The sequence below is a fragment of the Luteibacter sp. genome (assembly GCF_036500425.1).
GTDB lineage: Bacteria > Pseudomonadota > Gammaproteobacteria > Xanthomonadales > Rhodanobacteraceae > Luteibacter.
Window position 1 is genome coordinate 91,905 of the sequence record NZ_DASYCB010000081.1, and the last position, 20,969, is coordinate 112,873.

At 63.5% G+C, this 20,969-nt stretch carries 22 protein-coding genes; 10 read left to right on the forward strand and 12 right to left on the reverse strand.

All coding sequences use genetic code 11. The features are described 5' to 3' along the window. The first annotated feature begins 55 nt into the window (after positions 1-55). From VGN46_RS19995 to VGN46_RS20005, 3 genes are all read left to right on the forward strand, one after another. The gene (locus VGN46_RS19995; protein ID WP_331646524.1) at positions 56-526 is read left to right on the forward strand and encodes an SMI1/KNR4 family protein; all 471 of its coding nucleotides are present in this window, start codon (positions 56-58) and stop codon (positions 524-526) included. A 17-nt stretch (positions 527-543) separates the two neighbouring features. Beyond that, complete coding sequence (locus tag VGN46_RS20000) at positions 544-1,092, forward strand: hypothetical protein (protein WP_331646526.1); 549 nt, start codon at positions 544-546, stop codon at positions 1,090-1,092. Between the two features lie 153 nt (positions 1,093-1,245). Further along, positions 1,246-1,719, forward strand: coding sequence for a hypothetical protein (locus tag VGN46_RS20005; RefSeq protein WP_331646528.1), 474 nt, complete (start codon positions 1,246-1,248; stop codon positions 1,717-1,719). On the opposite strand, the gene VGN46_RS20010 is transcribed toward VGN46_RS20005, so the two are convergent. Next, on the reverse strand, positions 1,685-2,065 hold the full coding sequence (locus VGN46_RS20010; protein WP_331646529.1) for a hypothetical protein: 381 nt from the start codon (positions 2,063-2,065) through the stop codon (positions 1,685-1,687). The two genes, VGN46_RS20005 and VGN46_RS20010, sit on opposite strands and share 35 nt — an antisense overlap. Positions 2,066-2,159: 94 nt before the next feature. On the opposite strand from VGN46_RS20010, the gene VGN46_RS20015 reads away from it, so the two are divergent. Beyond that, positions 2,160-2,672 (forward strand): hypothetical protein, encoded by a 513-nt coding sequence (locus VGN46_RS20015; RefSeq protein ID WP_331646531.1) that lies wholly within the window; start codon positions 2,160-2,162, stop codon positions 2,670-2,672. A gap of 68 nt (positions 2,673-2,740) precedes the next feature. On the opposite strand, the gene cgtA is transcribed toward VGN46_RS20015, so the two are convergent. The 4 genes from cgtA to VGN46_RS20035 all read right to left on the reverse strand — a co-directional run bounded on the left by cgtA (position 2,741) and on the right by VGN46_RS20035 (position 5,258). Next, a complete protein-coding gene (gene cgtA / locus VGN46_RS20020; protein WP_331646533.1) occupies positions 2,741-3,808 on the reverse strand; it encodes an Obg family GTPase CgtA in 1,068 nt (355 codons plus the stop codon). An 87-nt stretch (positions 3,809-3,895) separates the two neighbouring features. Beyond that, a complete protein-coding gene (gene rpmA / locus VGN46_RS20025; protein ID WP_331646535.1) occupies positions 3,896-4,153 on the reverse strand; it encodes a 50S ribosomal protein L27 in 258 nt (85 codons plus the stop codon). Between the two features lie 20 nt (positions 4,154-4,173). Next, positions 4,174-4,488 (reverse strand): 50S ribosomal protein L21, encoded by a 315-nt coding sequence (gene rplU / locus VGN46_RS20030; protein WP_331646537.1) that lies wholly within the window; start codon positions 4,486-4,488, stop codon positions 4,174-4,176. A 257-nt stretch (positions 4,489-4,745) separates the two neighbouring features. Beyond that, the gene (locus tag VGN46_RS20035; RefSeq protein ID WP_331646539.1) at positions 4,746-5,258 is read right to left on the reverse strand and encodes a DUF2059 domain-containing protein; all 513 of its coding nucleotides are present in this window, start codon (positions 5,256-5,258) and stop codon (positions 4,746-4,748) included. Between the two features lie 172 nt (positions 5,259-5,430). Between VGN46_RS20035 and uvrA the strand changes: the two genes are divergently transcribed. The 4 genes from uvrA to VGN46_RS20055 all read left to right on the forward strand — a co-directional run bounded on the left by uvrA (position 5,431) and on the right by VGN46_RS20055 (position 11,197). Next, a complete protein-coding gene (gene uvrA, locus VGN46_RS20040) occupies positions 5,431-8,418 on the forward strand; it encodes an excinuclease ABC subunit UvrA (protein ID WP_331646541.1) in 2,988 nt (995 codons plus the stop codon). Then, positions 8,415-8,843 (forward strand): thioesterase family protein, encoded by a 429-nt coding sequence (locus tag VGN46_RS20045; protein ID WP_331646543.1) that lies wholly within the window; start codon positions 8,415-8,417, stop codon positions 8,841-8,843. Before uvrA ends, VGN46_RS20045 begins: the two co-directional genes overlap by 4 nt. A 121-nt stretch (positions 8,844-8,964) precedes the next feature. Then, on the forward strand, positions 8,965-10,419 hold the full coding sequence (locus tag VGN46_RS20050) for a DUF4139 domain-containing protein (protein WP_331646546.1): 1,455 nt from the start codon (positions 8,965-8,967) through the stop codon (positions 10,417-10,419). A gap of 19 nt (positions 10,420-10,438) precedes the next feature. After that, positions 10,439-11,197 (forward strand): enoyl-CoA hydratase/isomerase family protein, encoded by a 759-nt coding sequence (locus tag VGN46_RS20055; protein WP_331646548.1) that lies wholly within the window; start codon positions 10,439-10,441, stop codon positions 11,195-11,197. A gap of 85 nt (positions 11,198-11,282) precedes the next feature. Here the strand turns inward: VGN46_RS20055 and VGN46_RS20060 are convergent, their stop codons facing one another. The 4 genes from VGN46_RS20060 to VGN46_RS20075 all read right to left on the reverse strand — a co-directional run bounded on the left by VGN46_RS20060 (position 11,283) and on the right by VGN46_RS20075 (position 14,895). Continuing rightward, a complete protein-coding gene (locus VGN46_RS20060) occupies positions 11,283-12,215 on the reverse strand; it encodes a Nudix family hydrolase (RefSeq protein ID WP_331646550.1) in 933 nt (310 codons plus the stop codon). Continuing rightward, a complete protein-coding gene (locus tag VGN46_RS20065) occupies positions 12,215-12,706 on the reverse strand; it encodes a dihydrofolate reductase (protein WP_331646552.1) in 492 nt (163 codons plus the stop codon). The genes VGN46_RS20060 and VGN46_RS20065 overlap by 1 nt, the downstream gene beginning before the upstream one ends. Before the next feature lie 131 nt (positions 12,707-12,837). Continuing rightward, complete coding sequence (locus VGN46_RS20070) at positions 12,838-13,857, reverse strand: hypothetical protein (RefSeq protein WP_331646554.1); 1,020 nt, start codon at positions 13,855-13,857, stop codon at positions 12,838-12,840. Between the two features lie 162 nt (positions 13,858-14,019). Further along, positions 14,020-14,895, reverse strand: coding sequence for a LysR family transcriptional regulator (locus tag VGN46_RS20075; protein ID WP_331646556.1), 876 nt, complete (start codon positions 14,893-14,895; stop codon positions 14,020-14,022). Between the two features lie 94 nt (positions 14,896-14,989). Here VGN46_RS20075 and VGN46_RS20080 point away from each other — a divergent pair, with 94 nt between their 5' ends. Next, positions 14,990-16,093 carry an NADH:flavin oxidoreductase/NADH oxidase gene (locus VGN46_RS20080; protein ID WP_331646558.1) on the forward strand — a complete coding sequence of 368 codons (1,104 nt, stop codon included), beginning with the start codon at positions 14,990-14,992 and terminating at the stop codon, positions 16,091-16,093. Positions 16,094-16,170: 77 nt separating this feature from the next. Here VGN46_RS20080 and VGN46_RS20085 read toward each other — a convergent pair whose 3' ends face one another. From VGN46_RS20085 to lgt, 3 genes are all read right to left on the reverse strand, one after another. Beyond that, positions 16,171-16,449, reverse strand: a complete 279-nt coding sequence (locus VGN46_RS20085; RefSeq protein WP_331646559.1) for a hypothetical protein — start codon at positions 16,447-16,449, stop codon at positions 16,171-16,173. Positions 16,450-17,074: 625 nt separating this feature from the next. Next, complete coding sequence (locus VGN46_RS20090; RefSeq protein ID WP_331646561.1) at positions 17,075-17,869, reverse strand: thymidylate synthase; 795 nt, start codon at positions 17,867-17,869, stop codon at positions 17,075-17,077. A gap of 14 nt (positions 17,870-17,883) precedes the next feature. After that, positions 17,884-18,711 (reverse strand): prolipoprotein diacylglyceryl transferase, encoded by an 828-nt coding sequence (gene lgt, locus VGN46_RS20095; protein WP_331646562.1) that lies wholly within the window; start codon positions 18,709-18,711, stop codon positions 17,884-17,886. Positions 18,712-18,858: 147 nt separating this feature from the next. Between lgt and VGN46_RS20100 the strand changes: the two genes are divergently transcribed. Beyond that, complete coding sequence (locus VGN46_RS20100; RefSeq protein WP_331646564.1) at positions 18,859-20,847, forward strand: alpha/beta hydrolase family protein; 1,989 nt, start codon at positions 18,859-18,861, stop codon at positions 20,845-20,847. Positions 20,848-20,969 lie beyond the last annotated feature (122 nt).

Genomic DNA, 20,969 nt, shown 5'->3' on the forward strand with positions numbered 1-20,969 from the left:
ACTCACGATGGCTGGGTTTCACCAATCACTCCACGACGACCCATGCACCCTGCATATGAAGAGTGATGCATATCTACAGGAATGGGGGCCACGAGCTCTACCTTCCGAAGCAGTCGCCGCGCTCCTCAACGAGAGGAGTCTCGCCAAGCTGCCAGACGACTATCGCCGGTTCATGATGGCCAAGAATGGGGGCGAAGGATTCGTAGGCGAAAGTCATCTTATTCTCTGGAGCGTCGAAGAGCTCGCTTCGAACAACCGTGAATACGAAATCCAGGACTACGCGGCCGGGCTGTTCCTTTTTGGATCGAATGGCGGCGGTGAAGCATTCGGCTTCGATATGCGCGACGAAGCAACGAGCATCGTGACCAGGAACAGCAAAGATGGAACCGCAGTGGTAATGACGAAGGACAAGTTTCAGTACACTTTCTATTCGAACGCAGAATCAACGGGCGGCCCATCCGCGTCTATTAAGGTAAACAACCAAGAGGTCGCAAAGATCCGCTTTGACGAACATATCGATCCGTGACTACATGGACAGACAAAATGAGCGCCTTCAAGCTGAAACAAGAACTGCGGAACGCGATCGATTGGCACCTGACATTTCCGGATTTCATGTTTCGGGAAACAAGCTTCCGTTTTGCATACTTCTTTGAAACGCCGTGGAAAGGACGCCAGGATATCGGTGCCGAGTTAGACCGGTTGCTTATTCGCGCCGCCCCAGGAGATGCAGTCGTCTCAGTTGAACATGAAAACGATGGAACATTCGACGAAAGCCGAGTCCCGGTAACCATGTGGACGCCCCACGAAGGCGAGTTATTCTCCGCGCGTCGAGTGCGTGAGTATTTAGAGTCGAACCCGATCTGGCCAGGCCTGACGGTGGCTTTGGAGAAGTCACAGGATTGGGCGCTCTACGAGAACCCGGCTGAGCCGTTCGGGGTGCTTGTCACGAAGCACTCACTCGCAGACCTACATCCAGATCGTGACACCGTTTTCGATGTGAAGCGCCTCCTGGAACTTGCGGACGCACCATCGATCGGGCTCCACACCTGGGTTCCGGATCGGATCGTCGCGTCCTTCGGAAAAATGGTCTAGCTGAGTATGTGGAACCGGTTGTGACAAAAGTTCCGCGAAAGTCGGTTTCTTGCCGGCAGACGGTCACTCGACAGACCGCTAGACGCGATCGAGCCGATACTTTGTGGTGGAATGTGACTACTTCACACTTCCGCCCACTGGACGCACTACGAAATGGTTTTCCCCCTTATCGCGGCGGCTGTATTCAGTTCGGCCGTGCCTCTCGTGCCGCGCCTGCGCCCGGTCGCCTTATATGCCGCTTGCAACGATTCCACGCCACCCCTTGAGAGACGTGAACTGCCCCTCTCGGCGCCTAACACCAACCAACCTGCTCATATCTGCGTCGATCGTCGCCATGCGTTGCATGGGTTGACCATCAAGCAGGCCTCCATCGAGCACAATCCGGATACCGACATGTTTGAGCTGACGTTTCGGTTTGACGATCGTTTTGTGGCGTCCATCGGTAAATTCACCCAGCCGCTGCTCGGCCAGACACTCGTATTTGCTGTAGGCACACGCGCGATCACGGCGAGGAAACTTATGTCACTACTCGCCACCGGGGTGGTGACATCCCCCTACTCGACCGAACGTGACGCGCAAGGGATCTTGGAACTCATGCAAGACCCAAGGAATGATGGGGCGCCATGACGGATACGAAAAAGCCGGCGCGAGCCGGCTTTTTCGTATTACCCACAACGGTGGGGTTATTCGGTGCGCATGCGCACGTCGTCGATGACTTCCTGGTCGAGCTTGCGCGCAGCGCGCTCGGCATCAAAGAACTGTGCACCTGCAGGCAGACTTCGCGGGTGCCCTGCTGGCCGGCAGCCGAGACAAGGAACGAGGGGGACGTCCAGCCGAGGCGGGCGACGATGTCGTTGGCGACGGCTTCGAGCTCTTCTTCGTCGTCGAACACATCCATCTTGTTGATGACCAGCCAGCGCGGGCGCTCGACCAGGTCGGCGTCGAAGTTCGCCAGCTCGCGCTCGAATAGCATCCGAGGGCGGCAAACTTGTTGGAAAGAATGCGCCAATTGACCTCCGAGGAAAGATCATTCAACTCGAAACAATTGAACGGAACTATCCCCTCCAATGAATGACATGAATGCGCTAAAGCGTGGACTTCTGGAAGCCCTTGGCCCACATCTTCTCGCCTTGAGTTTCAAACCCGTCTTTTCGCAGCAGAGCTTCAGGCGCGCCGCTCCCAACGGATGGCTCGGCCTGCATTTAGCGTTCGTCAATCACGATTCCGACTTTGACATCACGCTCGATGCAGGCGTTCGCTTCAGTAACGTTCAGGACGCGATTGTAGGTACTGACCGCGAGGCAAAACACTCCGCAACCATCGGATGCGAGTATGGGCGCCTCACGGGCCAAGGTCAGTTTCGATGGACCGTGGCGGGAGCCGAGGATGTTGACGCGGTAGCAGCAAATATTTTCGGAGCCTGCACCACGACAATGATTCCGTTCGTTGAGCACTATGCCGACATGGGCACCGTGCTGGAAACGCTCAAGCGAAACGACGCGACAAGCAGGTTGATTTCTCCGATCGAAGCGTACCGCGTGCGTATCGTGGAGTTCATGTCTGCGAATAGCGTGTCGTAGGGCTGGCCGCGCGATCGAGGTTGCGGCGAGCACCCATCGCGCGCAAGCGCGCTCCTACAAGGGTGGTTTTATTCGGTGCGCATGCGCACGTCGTCGATGACTTCCTGGTCGAGCTTGCGCGCAGCGCGCTCGGCGTCGAAGAACTGCTGGACCTGCAGGCAGACTTCGCGGGTGCCTTGCTGGCCGGCAGCCGAGACGAGGAACGAGGGGGCGGTCCAGCCGAGGCGGGCGACGATGTCGTTGGCGACGGCTTCGAGCTCTTTTTCGTCGTCGAACACATCCATCTTGTTGATGACCAGCCAGCGCGGGCGCTCGACCAGGTCGGCGTCGAAGTTCGCCAGCTCGCGCTCGATCGTCTGGACCTGCTCCACCGGATCGGAGCCGTCGATCGGACGGATGTCGACCACGTGCAGCAACAGGCTGGTGCGCGAGACATGGCGCAGGAACTGGATGCCGAGGCCGGCACCTTCGGCCGCGCCCTCGATGATGCCGGGGATATCGGCGATGACGAAGCTCTGGTCGGTGCCGATGCGCACGACACCCAGGTTCGGGTGCAGCGTGGTGAACGGGTAATCCGCCACGCGCGGGGTCGCGGCCGACACCGCACGGATGAAGGTGCTCTTGCCCGCATTCGGGAAGCCAAGCAAGCCGACATCGGCGAGCAGGCGAAGCTCGAACTTCAGGTCACGGACTTCGCCCGGCGTACCCGGCGTCGCCTTACGCGGCGCGCGGTTCACCGAGCTCTTGAAATGAATATTGCCCAGGCCGCCACGGCCGCCTTCGGCGACCTTCAGGCGCTGGCCGTTGGCGGTGAGGTCACCGATCACTTCGTCGGTATCGACATTAGTGACCACGGTACCCACCGGCACACGGATGAACGTGTCTTCGCCGCCCTTGCCGTACATCTGACTACCCATGCCGTTCTGGCCGCGCGGGGCCTTGAACTGACGCATGTGACGGAAATCGACCAGGGTATTCAGGCCCTCGTCGGCCACCAGCCAGATGGAACCACCATCGCCGCCGTCGCCACCATCAGGGCCACCGAACGGAATGAATTTTTCGCGGCGAAAGCTGGCGCAGCCATTGCCGCCGCTACCGGCCGTGACGCGAATCTGTGCTTCGTCGACGAATTTCATGGGGAAAACCTGGGCAGTGAATCGGGGGGCCTTACAAACGAAAAGCCCCGCCGTGGGGCGGGGCCTTCGTTATCGAGTCGTGGCGAATTACGCCGTGACGACGTCGACGAACTTGCGACCCTTGTCGCCGCGGACCTTGAACGACACAGTGCCGTCGACCAGCGCGAACAGGGTGTGGTCGCGGCCGAGGCCGACGCCCACGCCAGCGTGGAACTTGGTGCCACGCTGACGAACGATGATGTTACCGGCTTCAACAGCCTGACCGCCGTAGATCTTCACACCGAGATACTTCGGGTTCGAATCGCGACCGTTACGGCTGGAACCTACGCCTTTTTTATGTGCCATGACTCATATCCTCCGGCGACTCAGGCGTTGATGCCCGTGATCTCGATTTCGGTGTAATGCTGACGGTGTCCCTGCGTGCGCTTGTAGTGCTTGCGACGACGGAACTTGATGATGCGGATCTTATCGGCGCGGCCGTGCGAACGGACCTTGGCGCTGACAGTGGCGCCGGCGACCAGCGGGGCACCAACGGTGATCGACTCACCTTCGCCGACGAGGAGAACCTCTTCGAACGTGAAGGTCGAATCGACTTCGGCGGGCAGCAGCTCCACGCGCAGGACTTCGCCCTGCATAACGCGATACTGCTTGCCACCGGTCTTAATGACTGCGTAGCTCATGACTGTTCCTGATTATGTAGTTCTTTTTAGGGTGTTACGGGTGTTACGAACCGCGAATTATAGCGGCAGGGAAAAGCCAAGGTCAATCAGGTGGTTGTACCCGAACCAAGGCCCGCCCCCCCCCTGTAGGAGCGCGCTTGCGCGCGAAGGGAGCGCGGTAACCCAGAGGATAATAGTAAAGCATATCAATCACTTGGAATTCAGGCGCCTTCCGTGGCGCCTGGGTCGCGCGCAAGCGCGCTCCTACAAGGGTACGGTTACTTTTTCTTGGCGGGTGCCGGGGCGGGCGCGGCGGGCTTGGCGGCGGTGGCCGGGCACTGGCCCTGGGCGTTCAGGGTACCCTGGCTCTGCAGCTGGCCGATCATCTGCTGGCCGCGTTCCTGGCCCCACTGCTTACCCACCTGCATGCCTTCGGCCATGGTGGCCGGCATCTGGGTGATCACTTTCTGGCCCAGGGGCGACTTGTAGAACTTCAGCAGGCCGTCGATATCTTCGGCGGTGAAGTGCTTCTGGTAGACCGGAACCATACGGCCGATCAACTGGTTAGTCGCGTTGGCGTCCACGAAGCCCTGCCAGTAGCTGGCCTGCACGCAAGGCAGCGCGCTGGCCATGACCCCGGCCATCTGGCTGTTCATCTGGCTGAGCATGCGGCCCATCCCGACCGCGTCCATGAGCTGGCGCACCTGCGCCTCGCTCGGGGGCGCCGCCATGGCCTGCCCCGCACACGTCGCCAGCACCAGGCCGGCAGCGATCCCTGTCCACTTACGCATGGAATATGTCCTCATTCACGATGGAAAGACGAGCCCCTCCCTGGGGGCCGGGCCATGGTAGCGGGTGGCGACCATCCGGACACAAGGTTTGTGATGAACCGTCACAAGTCGACACGGAATGAAGGCTTGACGCCCTTGGTATAGTCATCTTCTTCCCCCAAATTGTTGGCACATGGACAGCATTCGCATCCGCGGCGCCCGCACGCACAATCTCAAGAACATCGATCTCGACCTGCCCCGTGACAAGCTCATTGTCATTACGGGGCTGTCTGGTTCCGGCAAATCGTCCCTGGCCTTCGATACCATTTACGCGGAAGGCCAGCGTCGCTACGTCGAGTCACTGTCGGCTTACGCCCGGCAGTTCCTCTCGATGATGGAAAAGCCGGACGTGGACACGATCGAAGGCCTTTCCCCGGCCATCTCGATCGAGCAGAAGTCGACGTCGCATAACCCCCGCTCCACCGTCGGTACGATTACCGAGGTGTACGACTACCTGCGCCTGCTTTATGCGCGCGTCGGTACACCCCGGTGCCCGAACCACGGCATTCCGCTTGAAGCGCAGACCGTCAGCCAGATGGTCGACAGCGCCCTGGCCCTGGATGCCGACAAGCGCTGGATGCTTTTGGCACCGGTGATCCGCGAGCGCAAGGGCGAACACGTGCAAGTGTTCGAACAGCTGCGCGCGCAGGGTTTCGTGCGCGCCCGCGTCGACGGCGAGGTCTACGATCTCGATGCCGTGCCGCCACTCACCCTGCGCCAGAAGCACACGATCGAAGCGGTGATCGACCGCTTCCGCCCGCGTGACGACATCAAGCAGCGCCTGGCCGAGTCGTTTGAAACGGCCCTGCGCCTGGGCGATGGCATCGTCATCCTTGTCGACATGGATGATGCGAAGGCCACGGAGCAGCTGTTCTCGTCGCGTTTCTCCTGCCCGATGTGCGATTACTCGCTACCGGAACTCGAGCCGCGCCTGTTCTCGTTCAACTCGCCGGTCGGCGCCTGCCCCACCTGTGACGGCCTGGGCGTGACCCAGGTCTTCGATCCCGCCCGCGTCGTGGGCCACCCCGAGCTCAGCCTCGCGGGCGGCGCCATCCGTGGCTGGGACCGTCGCAACGCGTACTACTTCCAGATGATCCTCTCGCTGGCGAAGCACTACGGCTTCGATCCGGAGACCTCCTGGCGCGAGCTCACCAAGACCCAGCAGAACGCCGTGCTATACGGGTCGGGCAAGGAACTGATCTCGTTCCGTTACATCACCGATCGCGGTGGCAAGGTCACCCGCGAGCATAAGTTCGAGGGCATCCTGAACAACCTCGAGCGTCGCTACCGCGAAACCGAATCGGCGGCGGTGCGTGAGGAGCTGCAGCGCTATATCGCGGATCATCCGTGCCCGGATTGCGGCGGCCAGCGCCTGAACCCGTCGGCGCGCAATGTCTTCGTGGCCGACAAGGCCATCCCGGAGATCACCAGCCTCGCGATCGAAGCGGCGCTGAAGTTCTTCGCCACGTTGAAGCTGACCGGCTGGCGCGGCGAGATCGCCGTCAAGATCGTGAAGGAAATCCGCGAGCGCCTGACCTTCCTCAACGACGTGGGCCTGAACTACCTCACGCTGGATCGCCAGGCCGACTCGCTCTCCGGCGGCGAAGCCCAGCGTATCCGCCTGGCCAGCCAGATCGGCGCGGGTCTCGTCGGCGTCATGTACGTGCTCGACGAACCCTCGATCGGCCTGCACCAGCGCGACAATGAACGCTTGCTCGGCACCCTCACCCGCCTGCGCGATCTCGGTAACACCGTGATCGTCGTGGAGCACGACGAGGATGCGATCCGCGCGGCCGACCACATCCTGGACATCGGTCCGGGCGCGGGCGTGCATGGCGGCGCCATCGTCGGTGAAGGCACGCTTGAGCAGGTGATGAAGTCACCCACCTCGGTCACGGCGAAGTACCTGAGCGGCGAACGCGGCATCAAGGTGCCGACGAAGCGTCGCGAGGCAAAGGAAGGCCAGTGGGTCGAGCTCAAGGGCGCCACCGGTAACAACCTGAAGGACGTGGAGCTGCGCGTGCCGGTGGGGACGTTCACCTGCGTCACCGGCGTGTCCGGCTCGGGCAAGTCCACCCTGGTCAACGACACCTTCTACCGCATCGCCGCCATGGAACTGAATGGCGCGAGCGAGCAGCCGGCGCCGTACGAGTCGATCGAAGGCCTCAACCTGTTCGACAAGGTGGTCGATATCGACCAGTCGCCGATCGGCCGCACGCCGCGCTCCAACCCGGCGACCTACACCGGCCTGTTCACCCCGCTCCGCGACCTGTACTCGCAGGTGCCGGAAGCACGCTCGCGCGGTTACTCGCCGGGCCGCTTCAGCTTCAATGTGCGCGGCGGCCGCTGCGAGGCGTGCGAAGGCGACGGCATGATCAAGGTGGAGATGCACTTCCTTCCGGACGTGTACGTGCCTTGCGATGTATGCCACGGCAAGCGCTACAACCGCGAAACGCTGGAAGTGCTCTACAAGGGCCACACCATCGCCGATGTGCTGAACATGACGGTGGAGGACGCGTTCAAGCTGTTCGAGAACGTGCCGGTGATCGCGCGCAAGCTGGAAACGCTGCGTGCGGTGGGCCTGGATTACATCAAGCTCGGCCAGAGCGCGACGACGCTTTCCGGCGGCGAAGCGCAGCGCGTGAAACTGTCGAAGGAACTCTCCAAGCGCGATACCGGCAACACGCTGTACATCCTGGATGAGCCGACCACCGGCCTGCACTTCCACGATATCGAGCAGTTGCTGGAAGTGCTGCATACGCTGGTCAAGCACGGCAACACGGTGGTCGTCATCGAGCACAACCTCGATGTGATCAAGACCGCGGACTGGCTGGTCGACCTCGGCCCCGAAGGCGGCGCAGGCGGTGGCCAGATCCTGGTCAGCGGTACGCCGGAGAAGGTGGCGGCGACCAAGGCTTCGCATACGGGCCGGTTCCTGCTGCCGCATCTGAAGCCTGCCACCACCCCGGCGACGCCTGCCAAGGCGGCCATGAGCAAAACGGCGGCGGCGAAGGTGCCTTCAAAGGCCGCTGGAAAAGCCCCCGCCAAGGCTGCTCCGGCCGCCGCCAAGAAAGCCACCACGAAAGCCGCTCCGGCGGCAAAGAAGAAAAAGACCGCATGAGCACCGAAGCCGCGCAAACGCCTGCACCGAACCCGATCTTCATCACGCCGATGGACGTGCGTTGGCAGGACCTGGACGCCTACAACCACGTCAACAATGCGAACTACCTGGTGTACCTGCAGGAAGCTCGTTTGAAGTGGCTGATGAACCTGCCGGACCCGTGGTACAGCCCGGAAGCCGCACCCGTCATGGCGCACAGCGAGATCAACTACCGCCTGCCGATCGAATGGCCGGCGGATATCCAGATCGAGCTGTATGTAAACCGCCTCGGCAGCAGTTCGATGACTGTCGGCCACCGCATCGTCGATAGCGAGGATGCGACCCGGATCCACGCAGATGGCAGCGTGACCATGGTCTGGATCGACACAAAGACCGGCCGCCCCGTGCCCCTGCCCCAGTCCATCCGCGACGCGGCGGGAGCCTGACCTGTAGGAGCGCGCTTGCGCGCGATGGTTCTTGCCGCAAGCGCGCTCCTACAAAAGCGTCCACAGAATGCGTTCATGGACTCCCGGTATGATCCGTTAGCGATCTACACGGAGAGTCACCATGCGCCGCACCCTAGTCCTGGCCCTTGCCTGCGCCATCGCCCTGCCCGCGTTCGCGGCCGATGAGCGCACCGCACTTACCCTCTACCGCGCCGATGGCGACCAGCTTTTCCAGACCAACGGCGATGCCGTATCTGGCGATGGCTACGCCGTGGTCCACGAGCGCCGTGCATTCGATCTCAAGGGCGGCACCCAGGATCTCTCCATCGGCGGCCTGCCTTCGGCGCTGGATAGCGAAGCCCTGACCCTGCGCTTCCCCGGCAAGAACACCCGCGTGGTGTCACAGCGGCTTTTGCTTGGCCAGGGCTTCGATGGCGCGGTGGCTGGGCTGGTCGGCCAGCAGGTCGACGTCATCGGCACGAGCGGACAGAGCCTGGCCTCGGGCGTCCTTGTCCAGGGCGGTACACCGCTTGTCATCCGCGGCAGCAACGGCCAGGTCACCCTGGTCCGCGATTACGCCGCGCTGCGCGTGAGCAGCACGGATAACGTGGCGCGCGGATCCACCCTGCAGGTGCGCGTAGCGGGTGGCACCGCGGGCAGCAGCAACGCCCAGCTCGATTACCCCACCTCCGGCCTCGGCTGGCGCGGTGCCTACGTCGCCACGCTGGCCGGTGGCAACACCTGCGCCATGGCGTTTGATGCGAACGCGAGCATCGCGAACCGCAGCGGCCGTGATTGGAAGGATGTCTCGCTGAAGCTGGTGGCGGGCGATGCGCAGCGCGCCAAGGCACCGCCGCAGCCGCGCATGTACGCGGCGCGCGCGCCGGCCATGATGGCGATGGCGGCCCCCAAGGCTGACATGCGCCAGGAGAGCCTCGGCGACCTGCGCACCTATACCCTGCCCCACCCGGTCGACCTGCCCGACGGCAGCGTTACGCAGACCCCGCTTTACGACAGCCGCAACCTCGCATGCGAGCGCGCCGCGGTGTATGACAGTGGCGCCCGTTACTACCAGAGCCCGCCCCGCGTGGAACGCGACCCCGGCGTCCCGGACGATGGCGTCCCCGTCGTCACCAGCCTGCGCTTCAAGGCGTTCGACAGCCTGCCCGCCGGCTATGTACGCGTCCTCACCACGGATCGCGATGGCAACGCGGAGCTGCTGGGCGAGGGCCGCGTCGATGACACGCCGAAGAACCAGGACGCGACGGTGTCGCTGGGCAACGCCTTCGATCTTCGCGTCAAGCGGGAACAGACCTCATTCAATGCGGCGGACCACCAGGTCGATGAAGGTACCCGCCTGACGATTACCAACGCTGGCGATACCGCACGCACGGTCACCGTACGCGAGCACCCCAACCGCTGGCGGATCTGGACGCTCAGCTCCTCCTCGGTGAAACCTTCGAAGAGCACGTCCGATGAGCTGGAGTTCAAGGTGGAGGTGCCGGCGCATGGCAGCACGAACCTCGACTTCGCCGTACGCTATAGCTGGACCGATGCCGATCTCCGGCCCAACTAATCCCGACCGAGGCACACCCATGCTGGACATCTTTCCCCACGACGGCGACATCCAGGAAATCCGCATGGCGCGGCCCCCGGTCAATGCCATGGATACGACCCTGGTGCGCGCGCTGCGCGAGGCGATCGTCGAGGCACCGTTAAACGGTGCCCGCGGGATCGTGCTGTCCGGCGCCCAGGGCCTGTTCTCGGCCGGCGTCGACGTACCCGCCCTGCTCAAGCTCGACCGGGCGGGCGTCGAAGGCTTCTGGAACGACTTCTTCGCGCTCTGCGGCGCGATTGCCGCATCGCCGGTGCCGGTCGTGGCTGCCATCACCGGGCACAGCCCCGCAGGTGGCGCCGTGGTGTCCCTGTTCGCGGATTACCGCGTCATGGCGCACGGCGTGTACAAGATCGGCCTCAACGAAGTGCAGGTCGGCCTGTCGGTCCCCGAGCCGATCCAGTTCGCCATGCGCCGGATCATCGGTAACTACCGCGCGGAACGCCTGCTGATCGCCGGTGCGATGGTGGACGCGGAAACGGCCCACAAGATCGGCCTGGTCGACGAACTCGCCACGGTCGAGCAGGTCGTACAACGCTCCGTGCAATGGCTCACCGAACTGTTGAAGGCGCCGCCACAGGCAATGCTGCGCACCCGCGCCATAGCCCGCGCCGATCTGGTCGACGTCTGGGGCGACACCACCGGCCTGCTCGACACCGGCTTCATCGATGATTTCTTCGCGCAAGAAACGCAAAGCGTGCTCCAAGCGCTAGTCGCAAAACTCAAAAGCAAAGCCTAACCCCCCTGTAGGAGCGCGCTTGCGCGCGATGGGTGCTCGCGGCAAGCCCCGATCGCGCGCAAGCGCGCTCCTACAAGGGCGATTTTCAGACGGCGAGGAAGCCCTGTATTCCCGCGACGCCTTGGGCCGCGTGCATACGAGCCATCGCCACATCGGCGGGTCCGAGGCCACCCAGCGCATAAACCGGCAACGAGGCATTTTCCGTCCACTTCGCGAAGCGTGGCCAACCTAGCGGTGCCGCATCGGGGTGGCTCGCCGTGTCTTCCACCGGCGAGAGGGTGGCGAAATCGCAGCCGAGCGCCGAGGCCAGTGCCAGCTCTTCGGGGTCGTGGCACGACGCGGCGACCAGCGCGCCGAGCGGCAACGGCCGCTCCTGCAACTCACGTAGCTGCAAGCTCGAGAGATGCACGCCTACACCTAACGCCCGCGCACCTTCGATATCGCGGTTCAACAGCAACTGCGCGCCGAACCGGTGGATCTCCGGTAGCAAAGCGGCGGCACCCGCGCGTGCGGTTTCGACCGGCACCGCCGGTAAACGCCACTGCACAAGCCGCTCACCGCGCGCCAGCGCGGCACGCACCTGGGTCGAGGCTTCCGCCACCGAGGCCTCGGCCGACGTGATCGGGTAATGCTCCGGCAGCCAAAGCGCCGCCAGGATCGGGCGATCAGCAGGCGCCAGGATGGCCGGATCGATATCGTTGGGCAGACGCCAGTCGATGGCCGCCGCATCGAGCGCCTGTGGCTCGCCGCTCCAGGCGCGCACCACCACGGCCTCGAGCAGCATATGCCGCTCGCCGTAGTTCCACGGCACGCGGATCAACCCCTCGAAAGAAAGGGGGTCCACGGCGATGCCGAGCTCTTCATCCAGCTCGCGCTCCAGCGCCGCCAGGGACGCCTCGCCCGGCTCCACCTTCCCACCGGGAAACTCCCACATGCCCGCCAGGTGCTTACCCGGCGGACGCTGCGCGATAAGGATGCGTCCGGCGCCATCCAGGAGGACGCCGGCGAGCACGTGCATCAGGGGCGGTTCCTGACGTATTCGACCATGTCGAACGAGTGCGCATGCTCCTTGTCGGCCTTGTGATGCACGCGGGACACCTCGGTCCATTCCTTGAAATCGATGCCGGGGAAGAAGACGTCGGCACCTTCCACGGCAGCATAGATCCAGGTGAGGTAAAGCGTGCGGGCGAGCGGCAGCGCCTCGCGGAACACCTCACCGCCACCGATCACCATCAGGCCGGTATGGCCGCAGCTGGCCTGCGCCTCCTGGATCGAGCGCACGGTGATCTGGCCGGGATAGGGGGCCGTGCCCTTCTTCGACAGCACGTAATTGGTACGATCCGGCAGCGCCCGGCCGATCGACTCGGCGGTCTTGCGGCCCATCAGCACCGACTTATCCGTGGTCAGCTTCTTGAAATAGCGCAGATCGTCGGGCAAATGCCAGGGCAACCCGCCCTGCTTGCCGATGGCAAAGTTTTCGTCGAGCGCGGCGACCAGGTGGACGGCCATGGAGCTTCCTTCGCAATTTTTGGGGGAATCGGGCACGAATTCGGCCCGTACGCGCGAATAGTAGTCCTAGGAATGTGATGGGGGAACAAACGGGCGTTTGAAGATGGCCGGTTTTTGCTAGGCCTTAAGCGCTACGGCTGCGCCAGCGCCTCATCGAGCGCCCTGGCGCGGATGACCATGCGTCGCGACCTCATGTCGATAGTGGTCGCATACCAGGGGTGCGGTGCCGCCTCGCTACTGGTGTCTTCGTAGACGCGGCCATCGGCCTGACGGCCGTGCAGTGTCACGAAAATGGAGCCCTCCGGCAAGGTGATATCACGCGTGCCACCCCACGCCACGTCACCGACCGGCAGGGGCACGCTGGCCTCCAGGCCCGCATCGCCGGTGTTCACGCGAGCCATGGCGTCGAAGCCGCCAACGGTGCGCGGGATCAGGGCGAGCGCCAGTGTGTAATGCACGGGGGCATCGTCGCTGCGCATCCAATCCACGGCGAAAGCCCACCACGGGCGTGGTGGGCGGGTGACGAGGGTCAGGGTGGCGTAGGCCAGCGCATGGGTCTCTGGAACGCCTGGCAGCTCGCAATGGAACGTCAGCTGCGCTTCGGTGATACCGCGCACCTCGCACTGCTTTCCCTGCAATGAGAGCTCTGGCCCGGATGCATCCAGCGCATGCCCCGACACGGTCAGGTCCAGCACCGTCGGCACGGCGGGCGCCACAACGTAGCGCGGACTGAAATCGAGGACGCGGGGAAAACGATAGGTGGCGGTCAGCGTGCTGAGCAAGGCATCTGCCTGTGCCAGCATGGCCGTGGCCTTCTTGCGCGGGTAGCGCTCGCTGCGCTGCATGTCATCCGCCGCGTTCAGCGTTCCATTGAGGAAGGATTGCTGCACATCGTTGAGGTCTGAGACGGCCTTCCCATCGGTCGCCGCGGCTACGGCGGCCAGTTGCGGCACCAGGAGTTCGGCGTTCTGCCGCGCGAGGAACGCGCCGACGCTGAACTGGCCGCCCGCATCACGGATGATCTCGGTCGCCGCGCTGTGTGCTTCCTCGAGAACGGACGCGACCGTCCGTGAGCCGGGCGCATCGGCATCACCGGCACAGGCAGCGAACGCGACCGCCAGAATGAGCCACCCTGGGCAACGCTTGCCCATCGGACCTCCCCACCCAGCGCATCCTGGCTGGCGAAACCACTTTCCGCCGCTAGCCTGCAGAGCACAAGCGCGCCCGCGTGAAGGCCGCAGCGCGGATTCTGCGTGGCATGGCCAACGCCTTGGTGCGCGGTCATAAAAGGAGCTAATGCTGCCGGTGGTGCATCAATCCTTCCGCAGGCGCGCGTGCAGTGCATCGACGACATGCCTGGCTCGCCGCGGTAGCGCCCATTCTGCACGATGGATCAACCATAAGGTCTCGACCACGGCGCGGTCGGCATCAAGCACGCGGATCGCCTCCGGCCGGGAGAACGCGCGGCGGGCGTGGCGCGGCATCACGCTGAAACCGAGGCCACGTGCCACGGGCTCCAGGATCAACGCGATCTGGTTGGTGAACCCGGTGACCGGGATGTCGGCAAGACCGCGCTTCCCCGGGTACCGGCGCGACAACAGCCGCGTCGCCATCGCATGGCCATCGGGGTGGTCGATGAAACCCAGCCGTACGAGGTCATCCCAACCATGCACGTCAGCCTCCGCGGGTACGACCAGCTCAAGCGCCTCTTCGCAGAAGGGTTCGGCAGCCAGACGCTCGTCCTCGGGACGGCGGGACACGATACCTATGTCGCTGCGGCTATCAAGCACGGACTTCAGCACCTCGTCTTCCGGTGCGAAGCGATGCCGGATGACCAGCCCCGGTGTTTCGCGCTGGATATCGAGCAGCCGCGGATAGGTCGAGAGCCCGACGCTGCCAGGCGTCACGATCGACACCGTACCGTCCAGGGCATCGGCGTCGGCCAGCCGGGAGGCGAGGCAACGACCGGCACGTGCCACCTCGTCACAGTACGCCAGCAGCGAATGCCCGGCCGGGGTGAGTTCGACGCCGCGCGGGCGGCGAATGAACAGCGGACCGAGCTGCGTTTCGAGCTGGCGGATGTGCTGGCTGACCGCGGCCTGGGTCAACTCCAGTGATTCCGCGGTACGCGTGAAGGTGCCCTCCGCCGCGAGGGTACTGAAGGATCGGAGCCATGCCGGGTTTAGCATAATGAAGTTTTATAGGAACCATTAGCCGTACGTTGTTTTCATTATAGCGCCAACCCCCTATCGTTTGCGCCATTCCGTTGCCCCAGGCGCACGCATGTCAGCCCTCTTCACCCCGTTCACCCTCAAGGACATCACCCTCCGCAACCGTATCGCCATCCCGCCGATGTGCCAGTACCGCGCCGAGGATGGGTTCACCAACGACTGGCACCAGGTGCATTACCCGGCTATCGCCCGCGGTGGCGCAGGCCTGGTGATTGTGGAAGCCACCGGCGTCTCGCCAGATGGCCGTATCACCCCTGCCTGTCTCGGCATCTGGAATGACGCCCATGTCGAAGGGCTCGCGAAGATCGCGACTTCGATCAAGGCCTCGGGTGCCGTGCCCGGCATCCAGATCGCTCACGCCGGTCGCAAGGCCAGCGCACAGCGTCCCTGGGAAGGCGATGACCACATCGAAGCGACCGATCCGCGTGCGTGGGAAACGATTGCCCCATCGGCGGTCGCCTACGGGCACGGCCTGCCGCGCACGCCGCGCGCCATGACACTGGACGATATTGCGCGAGTGAAGGCCGACTTCGTCGCCGCTGCCAAGCGTGCACGCGCCGCGGGCTTTGAATGGCTGGAGCTGCACTTCGCGCACGGTTACCTGGCGCAGAGCTTCTTCTCCGCACATTCGAACCAGCGCGATGACATGTACGGCGGCAATGCCACGAACCGCGGCCGCTTCCTGCTGGAAACGCTGGCGGCCGTACGCGCCGTGTGGCCGGAGAACCTACCGCTCACCGCGCGCTTCGGCGTGCTGGAATACGACGGCCGCGACGAAGAAACGCTCGTTGAGTCGATCGACCTGATCCGCAAGATGAAGGCTGAAGGCCTCGACCTGCTCAACGTCAGCGTGGGTTTCACCATCGCCGAAACGAAGATCCCCTGGGGTTCGGCATTCCTCGGCCCGATCGCCGAGCGCGTTCGCCGCGAAGCAGGTGTAGCAGTCGCCTCGGCATGGGGCATCGATGATCCGCACGCAGCGAACCGCGTCGTCGCCGACGGCCAGATGGACCTCGTAATGATCGGCCGCGCTCATCTCTCCGACCCGCACTGGCCGTACAAAGCGGCCATGGCGCTAGACGTGCCCCGCCCGTCATGGACGCTTCCGCCCAGCTACGCCCACTGGCTGGAACGCTACACCCCGATGCGCACCTGACCCCTGTAGGAGCGCGCTTGCGCGCGATGGGTGCTTGCCGCAAGGTCTATCGCGCGCAAGCGCGCTCCTACAAAAACTCAGGTATCACCTCGAGCATTCCAGATCCATTGCGCGTGCGCTTGCCCTACCCGCTGCACACCGGCTTGCGTCATCGCCGCAATCGCTTCAAGCGAAAGCCCCAGTTGCTTGCAGTCGACGGTGTCCGCCTCATGCACCAGATCAGCCAACGTCGCGGTGACGCCTCGCGCGTACTGCAGCCAGACGATCGCTTCATTCAACAGCTCGTGGGCTGACGGTTCGTGCTCGATGTTGCTCCCGGCATCGCGGGACTCCTGCGTTTCATTCGGTACACGCATCACTCATTCCCTGATAACGCCGCCCCGTATCCTGACGTGGCATGACAGGCACGCACCTGCCATGCCACGGACCATAGGATCGCGGGTTCACCGGTTCGTCCGTGCGCGGACGCCGGGCGGCTTGATTGATGAAGTGGGTGCGGCGGTGACCATCCGTGAGGCGCACCAGGCACACGCGCCTGCCTCATCCGATCAAGAATTACCTCAAAGAAAAGCCTCGCCGCGGTTCTTCAACCGTGCCTGCGGCTTATGCAGGCGGCCCGTGAGCCAGTGAGGTGTCGCCGGGGGGATTCGGCGGGCGAGCGACTGCCGTATGATCAAGGGTAGCCATAATCAACTCTTCTGGTAGTTGGTTTGGTTAGCGGGCCAGTGGTGTTCTAGCACCTCTGGCTCGCGACTCTCACCGCCGAAGCGGTGGTTGCCTGCACGGTGTATGTCAACGTGCGTGCAGGCAACAAAGCGACCGTAGCAGATCGGTTCGCACTTGTGTTTGAGAACGACGACCAACTTGCACGCGCGACTGAAACTCGCAACGCAACACGCTTCCTGTAGGAGCGCGCTTGCGCGCGATCCAGGGATCCGGCAAGCACCCATCGCGCGCAAGCGCGCTCCTACATGAGAAGGGTCAGACGGCTACGGGGGCTTTGATCGCCGGGTGCGGATCGTAATCGACGATCGACACATCCTCGAAGCGGAAGTCGAAGATGTTCTTCACTTCGGGATTCAGCACCAGCTTAGGCAGGGCACGCGGTTCGCGCGCGAGCTGCTTCTGCGCCTGTTCGATGTGGTTCGAATACAGGTGCGCGTCACCGAGCGTATGCACGAAGTCGCCCACTTCCAGCCCGGTCACCTGCGCAACCATATGGGTGAGCAACGCATAGCTGGCGATGTTGAATGGGATGCCGAGGAAAATATCGCCCGAGCGCTGGTACAGCTGGCACGAGAGCTTTCCGTTCGCCACGTAGAACTGGAACATCGTGTGGCACGGCATGAGCGCCATCTTCGGCAGCTCACCGACATTCCATGCGGAAACGATAAGCCGGCGCGAATCCGGGTTGCGCTTGATCTCTTCCACCAGCCACGCAATCTGGTCGACCACCTTGCCATCGGCCGTGGGCCACGCGCGCCACTGGCGGCCGTAGACCGGGCCAAGATCGCCGTTGTCGTCGGCCCACTCGTCCCAGATGCTGACGCCGTTCTCTTTCAGGTAGCCGGTGTTCGTATCGCCCTGCAGGAACCAGATCAGCTCGTGGATGATCGAGCGCAGGTGCAGCTTCTTCGTCGTGACCAGGGGAAAGCCCTTGGCCAGGTCGTAGCGCATCTGCCAGCCGAAGACGCTGCGCGTGCCGGTACCGGTGCGGTCGGCCTTCTCGGCACCGTGGTCGAGGACATGGCGGAGCAGTTCGAGGTAGGGCTGCATGGCGTCAGACGATATCAGGTGGTGGTAGCTGCGGGTGCTGCGACGGGCGCGTACGGCGCGCGGCGCGACATCAGCAGCCAGAGAATGCCCAGGGCAATCAGCGGCAGCGAGAGAATCTGGCCCATGGTGACCCAGCCGAAGGCAAGGTAACCGAGCTGGGCATCCGGCACGCGGACGAACTCGATGGCGAAGCGGAACACGCCGTACATCAATGCGAACAGGCCGGAGACCGCATAACGCGGGCGCGGCTTCATCGAGAAGACAAGCAGGACCACGAACATCACCACGCCTTCCAGCGCGAACTCATACAGCGGATTCGGATGGCGCGGCAGCGCATCAGGTGCGTTCGGGAAGATCATGCCGATGGGCAGGTCCGTCGGCTTGCCCCACAGTTCGCCGTTGATGAAGTTACCGAGGCGGCCGAGGCCCAGGCCAATCGGCACCAGCGGTGCCACGAAATCCATGGTGTCGAAAAATTTTACGCCATTGCGCCGCGACCACCACAGGCCGGCCACCAGTACGCCTAACAGGCCACCGTGGAAGGACATGCCGCCATCCCATACCCGGAACAGCGCCAGCGGGTCGGTCCAGATCCAGTTGATCGCCGTATAGAACAGCATGTAGCCGATGCGGCCGCCCAGGACCACACCCATCATGGCGTAGAACATCAGGTCGCTGAACCGGTCCGAATTCACCGGCAGGCGGCCCTGGCGGCGACGGTACTCGCCCAGTGCCCAGCCGCCCAGGAAGCCACCCAGGTACATCAGGCCGTACCAATGGACCTGGACCGGGCCGATGTGGAAGGCGACGGGGTCGAAATGGACGACGAACGGGTTGGCCATGGAAGGTCACGGAAAGGGACGATCCCCCAGTGTACCGCCACCGCTTGCCGCACGCCGCCTTGTGAAGACCTGGCAGCTGGGCTATAGGGCGGACCGGCGCCGTCAGGGGGACGGCGAGTAAGGACGCTACACCAGGGGACCACCTAAATGACGATTCGCCTTGCCCGGCCGATGCTGGCTGCGCTGAGCCTTGCCGCGTGCGCCACCGGCACGACGGCGGCCGAGCTTATTCCCACGGCCGACTTCGCGCGCCACGCGCCGATCACAGACCCGAAGCTCTCACCGGATGGCCAACACGTCTCGGTGACCTACCACGACCCGGATGGCAAGACCCACGGGCTGGCGATCTTCGACATCAACGATATGAGCAAGCCGATCAGCCTGATCCGCATGCCGCCCTATGAGATGCCTGCTGCGGTAATGTGGACGAGCAATACCCGTCTCGTCGTCGCACGCGGCAAGGTCGATGGCTCGATAGGTAACAAGAGTTATACCGGCGAGCTCATGGCCGTCGATATCGACGGCAAGAATCCGGACTACCTCTACGGCTACGAAGCCTACGGCAAGCGCACCGGCACGCGTGCGCTCGACCGCGGCTGGGGCTACCTCGATGGTCGCCCGACCACCGCGAACGGCCATTTCTATATGCGCAGCGTGGACTGGCACGACCAGGACCGCAGCACGTTGTATGACGTGGATGCGAAGAGCAGCGCACGTAAGCAGATGGCGGATATCGGCATTGGCTTCATGAGTTTCATGATCGACCCCGCCGGCACCGCCCAGTACACCTATGGCGTGGACGAGAATCACAAGTGGGTCGTGTTCCGCCGCGATGCGAACGGCGGCTGGGCCAAACAGCCGATGGATCACGAACATCAGCACTTCACCCCGATCGCCCAGGTGGCCAACAGCACGCGTATCTATGCCGAGTACAGCCCGGGTGGTATCGGCGGCGCACTGGTGGAAGAGGACCCGGATGGCAGCAATCCGCGGGTGATTCGCAAGGATCTTTTCAGCGAGGTCAACTCCGACGGCCTGTGGACGGCGACACCCTACCGCCCCTTCGCCACGCGGGCAGAAACGGGCCTACCCACGGTCACCTATGTCGATGCGCAGGATCCGACCGCAAAGCTGCACATGGCGATCTCGCAGAAATTCCCCGGTTACGCCGTGGACTTCGATTCGTTCAGTGAAGATGGCAGCGAACTCATGTTCAGCGTCTTCAGCGACCGCGATCCCGGCCGTGTGATGTTGATCAATACAAAAACCTTCAAGGTCACGCCGCTCTACACCGTGGCCCCGTGGATCGACCCGGCAAAGATGGCCGAGCGCCGGCCATTGCACTTCAAGGCCCGTGATGGCGAGGAGCTCGAAGCGATCCTGACCTTCCCCAAGGGCAAGCCGGAGACCAACCTGCCGATGGTGCTCATGCCGCATGGCGGCCCGTTCCATGAATCCGACAAGTGGGCGTTTGACGACCAGGCGCAGTTCGTTGCCAGCCGCGGGTACCTCGTCCTGCAGGTGAACTTCCGCGGCTCGTCAGGTCGTGGCCATGAGTTCGAGGAAGTGGGGTACAAGAAATGGGGCACGCTGCTGCAGGATGACCTGATCGATGGCGTGAAGTGGGCGATCAGCGAGCACTTCGCCGATGCATCGCGCGTTTGCGTGTTCGGCGGCAGCTTCGGTGGTTACTCCGCCCTGATGGCCCCGATCCGTGAGCCCGGCATGTTCAAGTGCGCCGTGGGTTATGCGGGCGTCTACGACCTGCCCATGCAGTACGACAAGGGCGACGTGCAGGAAACCAAGCGCGGCACGGGCCACCTTGAGCTGACCCTGGGCACCGACCCGGCCATGCTGGTGGCCAACTCCCCCGACCGCAACGCGGACAAGCTGAGCCTCCCGATCATGCTGGTCCACGGCGAGGATGACCAGCGCGTGCCGCTGGCCCAGTTCAAGGCGATGACAGCCGCGCTGGATGCCGCGCACAAGCCGTACGAGTCCCTGACCAAGGCCGGCGAGAAGCACGGCTTCGTCAAGCCGGAGGACATCGAGGAGTTCTACGACAAGCTCGCCGCCTTCCTTGACCGGAATATCGGCGACGGCGCAAGCGCAGGCGCAAAGGCGGCCGCGCCCTGACCGGTACGGGTAGCCGTCGCGTTCCCTGGCGGCTGCCCCCTTTCCCCCTACTTGCCGCATGCCGCCTTGTGAAGAGGGGCGCGATTAGGCTATAGAGCGATCCGGAACGCCGTCCTGGGGGG

What these genes read in the sequence shown, in the direction of transcription:
- VGN46_RS20000 (WP_331646526.1), top strand. Translation starts at nt 544, where the DNA reads ATGAGCGCCTTCAAGCTGAAACAAGAACTGCGGAACGCGATCGATTGG.
- VGN46_RS20060 (WP_331646550.1), bottom strand. Translation starts at nt 12,215, where the DNA reads ATGCACGTGCTCGCCGGCGTCCTCCTGGATGGCGCCGGACGCATCCTT.
- VGN46_RS20055 (WP_331646548.1), top strand. Translation starts at nt 10,439, where the DNA reads ATGCTGGACATCTTTCCCCACGACGGCGACATCCAGGAAATCCGCATG.
- rplU (WP_331646537.1), bottom strand. Translation starts at nt 4,488, where the DNA reads ATGAGCTACGCAGTCATTAAGACCGGTGGCAAGCAGTATCGCGTTATG.
- VGN46_RS20010 (WP_331646529.1), bottom strand. Translation starts at nt 2,065, where the DNA reads ATGCTATTCGAGCGCGAGCTGGCGAACTTCGACGCCGACCTGGTCGAG.
- rpmA (WP_331646535.1), bottom strand. Translation starts at nt 4,153, where the DNA reads ATGGCACATAAAAAAGGCGTAGGTTCCAGCCGTAACGGTCGCGATTCG.
- VGN46_RS20085 (WP_331646559.1), bottom strand. Translation starts at nt 16,449, where the DNA reads ATGCGTGTACCGAATGAAACGCAGGAGTCCCGCGATGCCGGGAGCAAC.
- uvrA (WP_331646541.1), top strand. Translation starts at nt 5,431, where the DNA reads ATGGACAGCATTCGCATCCGCGGCGCCCGCACGCACAATCTCAAGAAC.
- VGN46_RS20100 (WP_331646564.1), top strand. Translation starts at nt 18,859, where the DNA reads ATGACGATTCGCCTTGCCCGGCCGATGCTGGCTGCGCTGAGCCTTGCC.
- VGN46_RS20065 (WP_331646552.1), bottom strand. Translation starts at nt 12,706, where the DNA reads ATGGCCGTCCACCTGGTCGCCGCGCTCGACGAAAACTTTGCCATCGGC.
- VGN46_RS19995 (WP_331646524.1), top strand. Translation starts at nt 56, where the DNA reads ATGAAGAGTGATGCATATCTACAGGAATGGGGGCCACGAGCTCTACCT.
- VGN46_RS20070 (WP_331646554.1), bottom strand. Translation starts at nt 13,857, where the DNA reads ATGGGCAAGCGTTGCCCAGGGTGGCTCATTCTGGCGGTCGCGTTCGCT.
- VGN46_RS20050 (WP_331646546.1), top strand. Translation starts at nt 8,965, where the DNA reads ATGCGCCGCACCCTAGTCCTGGCCCTTGCCTGCGCCATCGCCCTGCCC.
- lgt (WP_331646562.1), bottom strand. Translation starts at nt 18,711, where the DNA reads ATGGCCAACCCGTTCGTCGTCCATTTCGACCCCGTCGCCTTCCACATC.
- VGN46_RS20005 (WP_331646528.1), top strand. Translation starts at nt 1,246, where the DNA reads ATGGTTTTCCCCCTTATCGCGGCGGCTGTATTCAGTTCGGCCGTGCCT.
- VGN46_RS20090 (WP_331646561.1), bottom strand. Translation starts at nt 17,869, where the DNA reads ATGCAGCCCTACCTCGAACTGCTCCGCCATGTCCTCGACCACGGTGCC.
- VGN46_RS20015 (WP_331646531.1), top strand. Translation starts at nt 2,160, where the DNA reads ATGAATGACATGAATGCGCTAAAGCGTGGACTTCTGGAAGCCCTTGGC.
- VGN46_RS20045 (WP_331646543.1), top strand. Translation starts at nt 8,415, where the DNA reads ATGAGCACCGAAGCCGCGCAAACGCCTGCACCGAACCCGATCTTCATC.
- VGN46_RS20075 (WP_331646556.1), bottom strand. Translation starts at nt 14,895, where the DNA reads ATGCTAAACCCGGCATGGCTCCGATCCTTCAGTACCCTCGCGGCGGAG.
- VGN46_RS20080 (WP_331646558.1), top strand. Translation starts at nt 14,990, where the DNA reads ATGTCAGCCCTCTTCACCCCGTTCACCCTCAAGGACATCACCCTCCGC.
- cgtA (WP_331646533.1), bottom strand. Translation starts at nt 3,808, where the DNA reads ATGAAATTCGTCGACGAAGCACAGATTCGCGTCACGGCCGGTAGCGGC.
- VGN46_RS20035 (WP_331646539.1), bottom strand. Translation starts at nt 5,258, where the DNA reads ATGCGTAAGTGGACAGGGATCGCTGCCGGCCTGGTGCTGGCGACGTGT.